Genomic DNA, 5,547 nt, shown 5'->3' on the forward strand with positions numbered 1-5,547 from the left:
TTAAAGTTCGTATTTAATCTCTTTGCATTTTCAAGCTAAACTTCTAGGCAATGGCCCCGTAACGACTTTGGAAAAACCAGGGAGTGGCTATGTCTTTTCGCGTAGGTTTACAACCTTTTGCCTTCGCTCTGCTAACAGCGCTGCTTGTCAATGCGGGGCCAGCCCGGGCCGATCTGCCAGGAACGGCGGATCCGCCGGGGCTCAAGCGCTTTGCCGGCTCCAGCATTGTGTTTCAATCGCGGGCCGACTACGACCGCCTCAAGTTTGCCCTTGAGAAAATCGTCTTCAGTGGCGCGATGGGAGCTGTGCAGCCGTATCGGTCTCAAACTGTTGAGGGGCGCCGCATCACAACCTATTACCGATTGCCGGAGCGGGTTGCCCCCCTAGAGGCGCTGCGCAACTACGAAACCGAACTGAAAGAGTCTGGTTTTGAGATCCTCTTCTCCGGCTTAGGGGAGGAGATCGAGACCCTCGGCTACAACAACCAGATTGCCCACGAGATCCTCGATATGAAGGGCACCTACGGCACGCCGGAAGAACGGGCGCAGTGGCCGTTCCAGAACGCGAGAGAAAACACTGCTGCCTATTTAGCCGCACGTGGCAAGTCGCCCGAAGGCGATGAGCGATTCGTAAGCGCCTACTTTGTGGTCAATACCGATGACTGGGAGGTCACGCGCGGCAGTGGACGGATCCCGACCGGGATTACCCTGGGGCGGGTGGATGTCATCGATGTCAAGACTCGCCAGCAGCGCCTGGAACTGGTGACCAGCAGCGAGCTGGATCAAGCCATCAGCCGCGATGGCCGGATCGCTCTCTACGGCATTCTCTTTGCCTATGACTCGGATCAAATCGAAGCGGCTGCCGAGCCCACCCTTGCCGAGATCGCCAAGCTGATGCGCGAGCGCGCCGACCTCAGCATCCTCGTGGTCGGCCATACCGATGCAACCGGCAGCTTCGACTACAATCTTGGCCTCTCGCGGCGTCGGGCCGAAGCTGTGGTCAACCGCTTGGTTCAGCTTGGCATTGAGCAGCGCCGACTCTATCCGGTTGGTGTGGGATTCTCCGCTCCTGTTGCCAGCAACGCCACTGACGAGGGCCGGGCAAAGAATCGTCGCGTGGAGTTGGTGGATCTGGCCGGCGGCAGGCTCCCCTAGGGGGGAGTTGCCGAGGGTTGGGGCAGGACAGGCATTGTTGAAAGTCTGGACACTGCGGCTGTGGCGAACTAGCTTAGAGGCAACTCTTTACTTCAAGCTAGTTCGTGGGGTGGGATCCATGCTGAGGCCCAGTCTTTTGTTCTCCGGATCGGCGCTTCTGGGTTTGCTGTCTTGGCTGTGTTTGGGCGGCGAATGTGGCTGGTTGGTCTCGTCTCGTCAAGAGTGGGGTTCTGCCACTGAAGTGTCTCTGGAAGCTGGGGAGCTCTCTCTGCCGTCATCTCTCTCTCTATTCTCTGCCCAGGTGGATGTTCGCCATGAGCTGGCGTGGCTAACCCAATCGATTGAACAGGAGCCGGGGAACGCGCAGCTCTATCTGCAGCGGGCTCGGTACTTCTGGGATCGGTTGCAGGGCGCTCCCTTGGCCTTGGCCGAGCCAGACCAGGCGACTGCTGTTGACCACCTGCTGAGCTTGGCGCTGCGGGATCTGGACATTGCCATTGCTTTGGATCCCTATTTGTCTGAAGCTTACTTGCTCAAGGCCAGGATTCAACACGAGTATTTTGGGGAGCTGGAGCAGGCTTTGGCAACGTTGTCCCCCCTGGATCGCATTGCCTATCGCAACCCCCAACTCCACTTGTTGCGCTCTCGCATCTGGGCGGAACAAGGACATCTGGAATCGGCGTTTGATGTGTCGCACCTGGCTATTGAACTGGCCGAGCAAAACCAAAGCCCTGCCGATCTTTTCGATGCCTATGTCCATCGCGGCCTGATGTGGGCCAGCATTTGCGACTTCAACTTGGCCGTTCAGGATTTCAGCCGAGCTATCGAGGTGCAGCCGCAGCAAGCCGAGGGCTACTACCACCGCGGCATGGCGCGCGCCTATCAGGGAGAGGATAGGGCCGGTGCCGCTGCCGATCTGGGCCGTGCTTTGACACTGTGGCAGGCTGCAGGCACGGGATCCCCAGAGTTGCTGGAATATGTAGAAGCAGTGCGGATGGAACTGTTGCGGTAGCTCCTGTAGCTGGCCGAAGTCCTCACTAGCAAGCCAAGCCTCTTGTTTGATTGCTCACTTTCAACGGCGACGAGCATCGAGGACAAACAGAGCACTGCCTACGACGAACAGGAGACTGGCGCCTATCCCAAGCAGGGCTTGGACAACCTTTGGGTTGAGAAGGGTTGGAGCTGCTGGATCCCACAGAGATGGGTCACTGCCCAGGTTTATCACCTCGCCCAGCGCAAACAGGCTGCTCCCCAGCAAAAACAACCAACTGGCCAGCTCGTAGGGGTGATTGCCTCTCATGTCTCCTCCGACTGCAAGCGCCCGTAGGCCTGGGCAGCGGCAGCCATTTCTGCAGCTTTTTTTGAGCGACCTTCACCGCGGCCCCAGCACCGTCCTTGCCCCCAGACTTCCATGGTGAACTGAGGCGGATGCTCCTGGGCGACCACCAGGCGATACTCCGGCAGACTGCCCCAAAGGCGTTGGGTGAGTTCTTGTAAGGCTGCTTTGGGGTTGCGTCGAGTGGGGTCTTGAAACCATTGCTCCACTCGCCGGCGCAAATAGGGATCCAGCCAGGGATGCAGCCTGGGCAGTGTGTAAATACCCCAACTGAGATAAAAAGCCCCCAGCAAAGCCTCGAAGGCATCCGCCAGCCGCCGACCCCGTCCGACCAGGTCGTTTTGGGAGCTGGATCCCACCTCCAGGTAACGATCTAGGCCGTGCAGGTCTGCCAGTTCCGCCAGGTGAGCATCGCTGATCAAGTCGGAGCGAATTGCGGTTAGCTCTCCCACCGACAAGTGGGGATAGGACTGAAACAAGAACTCTGTGACCAGAATCCGCAGGACAGAATCCCCCAATAACTCCAGCCGATCGTTGTTCCGCCGGCTGTCCAGAGAAGGGTGGATCAGAGCCTGATCCAGCAGATCCCAGCGCAGTTGTGCCAACACAGCAGGATCCCTAAATCCAAGACGAGCCAGTAGGTGCTCCAAGGCACGGCGACGGGACGGGATCAACTCAACCATGGCCCACAACCCTTTTGACCGGGGTCATTCTGCTCAGGCAGAAAGCTGGCTATACTACAAAAGTAGTATAGACCTTGCGAGGGAGGATCCCTACATGCCCATCCGTGCCAATTCTCCCACTGCCACGACCCAGATGGAGGTAACCAGCATTCGGCTAGAGCGTGAGCTGAAGCAGCGACTGAAGGCGCTGGCCGGAAATCAGGGCTACCAGGCTCTAATACGGGAAATTCTTTGGAGTTATGTCCTGCGTCATTCTCAGGGAGCTGCCACCCTTAGCCCTGAGGATATTCGGGCCAGCTTCCCGGCCACAGCCCATCAAGCCCAATGCTGTGCTCTCACTGGCCAGGCTATTCAACCGCAGGAACCGATGCTGCTGGGGTGGACCAGCGATGGAAAGTTGGTTGCCCTCAGCTCTTCCTGCTTCTAACCTTCTTTGGGGAGTACCTCTCAAGCTGGCAGAGGGATCTGCCCCTTCAAGTGCCACGAATTTCTCGATATTTTCTGGCCCGTTCTTCGAAGGGATCAGGGGCTTTGGCTTTGGAGACTGCCTCCTCCAGTTGGGCCATCACCGTCTCTGCGGGCTCAGCAGAGCGGACGACATAAAACATGAGGTTGATGGCTTCGTTGGCCGTTAGTTTGAGGTTTTCTTTTCCCTTGGGCACCAGCGCGATCTTGCCATCTGTGGTCGGGATAGCGGTATGGGATCCCTTGGCCAGAATTTCCCCAGCTTTTTCCAGAGTAACCAGCATATCCGTAGCTCACCGCAGCGGGACACCTACCATCCTATCGAATGTCTTGGGGCAGGGGTTCCAGAAGGGTCTAAGCCATTTGGCGGATTAGGTGTGTTCCCATGAGTTGCCCCGCTCGGCCAACCAAGCGTACAAGTGAGGAAACAACTTTTGATTGGCCCCCGGGAAGGGAAATGCCGACAGATCCGCCGGGCTGACCCAGCGCACCTCGCTGCATTGCAGGGCTTGGGCTTCTCCGCCTAAGTAGCGACAGATAAAAGCGATCAAAGTAATGGTGAAATGGGTGTAGGCATGTTCGATGGTGGCTAAGGGCGCCACCACCTCGATATCGATACCGATTTCTTCTTTCACTTCTCGGACTACACACTCGGCAGCCGTTTCTCCCGGCTCAATTTTTCCTCCGGGAAACTCCCACAGCCCGCTGAGCATGGAGCTTTCCAGCCGTCGATCGATGAGGATTTCTGTTCCCCGCAGAACAATGGCAACGGCAATTTGCTTGTGAGGACGAGGGGTACGGGGTGCAGACATAGGCAATTGCTGGTGTTGACCTCGATTGTAGGCGGCGCAATCTCCTTGCCAAGGGCATTGGCCGCAGCGAGGCTTTCGGGGACGACAGACAGTCGCTCCCAAATCCATCAGGGCCTGGTTAAAAGTCCGCGGCTGCACGGGATCCAACAATTGCTCAGAAAGCTGCCACAACAGAGGCAGACACCGGGCCGGAGGCTGCTGCAAAGCCAGCAAGCGAGCCAACACCCGCTTGACGTTGCCATCCAAAATCGGCAAAGGCTGATCGAAGGCAGCGCTGAGAATGCCGCCAGCCGTGGTGCGCCCGATCCCCGGCAGCGCCAGCACCTGCTCCAGATCCCTGGGAAACTCGCCGTTGCCTTCCTGCACCAACATTTGGGCGGCTTTGTGCAAGTTCAGCGCCCGGCGGTAATAGCCCAGGCCCTCCCATAGCTTCAACACCTGCTGCTGGGGGGCTGCCGCCAAGTCCGGGATCTTGGGCAAGGCCTGCATCCAGCGCTGAAAGTAGGGGATGACCGTCGCCACCTGGGTCTGCTGCAACATCACCTCCGCAACCCAAATGGCATAGGGATCCCGACTGCGACGCCAAGGCAGATCCCGCCCGTGGTCGCGGTACCAGTGCTGCAGAGACTGCCGCAAGCGCTGCACGACAGCCTCATCCCAACCTTCTACCTCGTCTGGAAGGCTGACAGTGCAGGAAAGACTGCCCTTGGCTTGCGGAATAAGCTGAGATCTCAAGCCACGTAAGCAAAGTGCAGAGCCCACCAGATCAAGGCCGAGACCACCCCGGCCACAATTCCTGCCGAGATCAAAACAACAATTGGGCTGTCTGCCCCCTTGAACTTCATGATGCCGCGATTGTAGTCAGCCATCTGCGCCTCCCACCAGCTTTGGCGTTCGGGTTGTTATGGATGTCGATCGGGATCCGGGTCTGCCAGCTCTATCTCCAGAATAGCCAATCTGTCTGGGATCCGATCGGCTCGCAAAATCAGGGTTATTTCAAATCGGGAGCAAACTTCAAGAATCCCCCGCCTTTTTCCCCTTCCCGACCCACCTCACACAGCCTTGAGCGGGCGATCCCTGCCTCGGAAGAAAGCCTC

General features: G+C 58.1%; 8 protein-coding genes. 3 read left to right on the forward strand and 5 right to left on the reverse strand.

Annotation, left to right across the window (positions count from 1 at the left end; all coding sequences use genetic code 11):
- Positions 1-89: 89 nt before the first annotated feature.
- Positions 90-1,154, forward strand: coding sequence for an OmpA family protein (locus NW857_RS07085; RefSeq protein ID WP_414337053.1), 1,065 nt, complete (start codon positions 90-92; stop codon positions 1,152-1,154).
- Between the two features lie 118 nt (positions 1,155-1,272).
- The gene (locus NW857_RS07090) at positions 1,273-2,166 is read left to right on the forward strand and encodes a hypothetical protein (protein WP_414368457.1); all 894 of its coding nucleotides are present in this window, start codon (positions 1,273-1,275) and stop codon (positions 2,164-2,166) included.
- 60 nt (positions 2,167-2,226) lie between these two features.
- Here the strand turns inward: NW857_RS07090 and NW857_RS07095 are convergent, their stop codons facing one another.
- Together NW857_RS07095 and rnc are read right to left on the reverse strand one after the other, a co-directional pair.
- Positions 2,227-2,454 carry a hypothetical protein gene (locus NW857_RS07095; RefSeq protein ID WP_414334439.1) on the reverse strand — a complete coding sequence of 76 codons (228 nt, stop codon included), beginning with the start codon at positions 2,452-2,454 and terminating at the stop codon, positions 2,227-2,229.
- Complete coding sequence (gene rnc / locus NW857_RS07100) at positions 2,451-3,173, reverse strand: ribonuclease III (protein WP_414368459.1); 723 nt, start codon at positions 3,171-3,173, stop codon at positions 2,451-2,453. Before rnc ends, NW857_RS07095 begins: the two co-directional genes overlap by 4 nt.
- Before the next feature lie 94 nt (positions 3,174-3,267).
- Here rnc and NW857_RS07105 point away from each other — a divergent pair, with 94 nt between their 5' ends.
- Positions 3,268-3,600, forward strand: a complete 333-nt coding sequence (locus tag NW857_RS07105; protein WP_414334441.1) for a hypothetical protein — start codon at positions 3,268-3,270, stop codon at positions 3,598-3,600.
- A 46-nt stretch (positions 3,601-3,646) separates the two neighbouring features.
- Here the strand turns inward: NW857_RS07105 and NW857_RS07110 are convergent, their stop codons facing one another.
- The 3 genes from NW857_RS07110 to NW857_RS07120 all read right to left on the reverse strand — a co-directional run bounded on the left by NW857_RS07110 (position 3,647) and on the right by NW857_RS07120 (position 5,319).
- Positions 3,647-3,922 carry a hypothetical protein gene (locus tag NW857_RS07110; protein WP_414334442.1) on the reverse strand — a complete coding sequence of 92 codons (276 nt, stop codon included), beginning with the start codon at positions 3,920-3,922 and terminating at the stop codon, positions 3,647-3,649.
- 87 nt (positions 3,923-4,009) lie between these two features.
- Positions 4,010-5,095 carry an A/G-specific adenine glycosylase gene (gene mutY, locus NW857_RS07115; RefSeq protein WP_414334444.1) on the reverse strand — a complete coding sequence of 362 codons (1,086 nt, stop codon included), beginning with the start codon at positions 5,093-5,095 and terminating at the stop codon, positions 4,010-4,012.
- An 86-nt stretch (positions 5,096-5,181) separates the two neighbouring features.
- Positions 5,182-5,319, reverse strand: a complete 138-nt coding sequence (locus NW857_RS07120; RefSeq protein ID WP_414334446.1) for a hypothetical protein — start codon at positions 5,317-5,319, stop codon at positions 5,182-5,184.
- Between the last annotated feature and the right edge of the window lie 228 nt (positions 5,320-5,547).

Source organism: Synechococcus sp. H55.9 (assembly GCF_047462355.1).
GTDB lineage: Bacteria > Cyanobacteriota > Cyanobacteriia > Thermostichales > Thermostichaceae > Thermostichus.

Excerpts from the sequence above, each read along its gene's own strand:
- NW857_RS07110 (WP_414334442.1), bottom strand. The coding sequence starts at position 3,922 with ATGCTGGTTACTCTGGAAAAAGCTGGGGAAATTCTGGCCAAGGGATCC.
- NW857_RS07120 (WP_414334446.1), bottom strand. The coding sequence starts at position 5,319 with ATGGCTGACTACAATCGCGGCATCATGAAGTTCAAGGGGGCAGACAGC.
- NW857_RS07105 (WP_414334441.1), top strand. The coding sequence starts at position 3,268 with ATGCCCATCCGTGCCAATTCTCCCACTGCCACGACCCAGATGGAGGTA.
- NW857_RS07090 (WP_414368457.1), top strand. The coding sequence starts at position 1,273 with ATGCTGAGGCCCAGTCTTTTGTTCTCCGGATCGGCGCTTCTGGGTTTG.
- rnc (WP_414368459.1), bottom strand. The coding sequence starts at position 3,173 with ATGGTTGAGTTGATCCCGTCCCGTCGCCGTGCCTTGGAGCACCTACTG.
- NW857_RS07095 (WP_414334439.1), bottom strand. The coding sequence starts at position 2,454 with ATGAGAGGCAATCACCCCTACGAGCTGGCCAGTTGGTTGTTTTTGCTG.
- NW857_RS07085 (WP_414337053.1), top strand. The coding sequence starts at position 90 with ATGTCTTTTCGCGTAGGTTTACAACCTTTTGCCTTCGCTCTGCTAACA.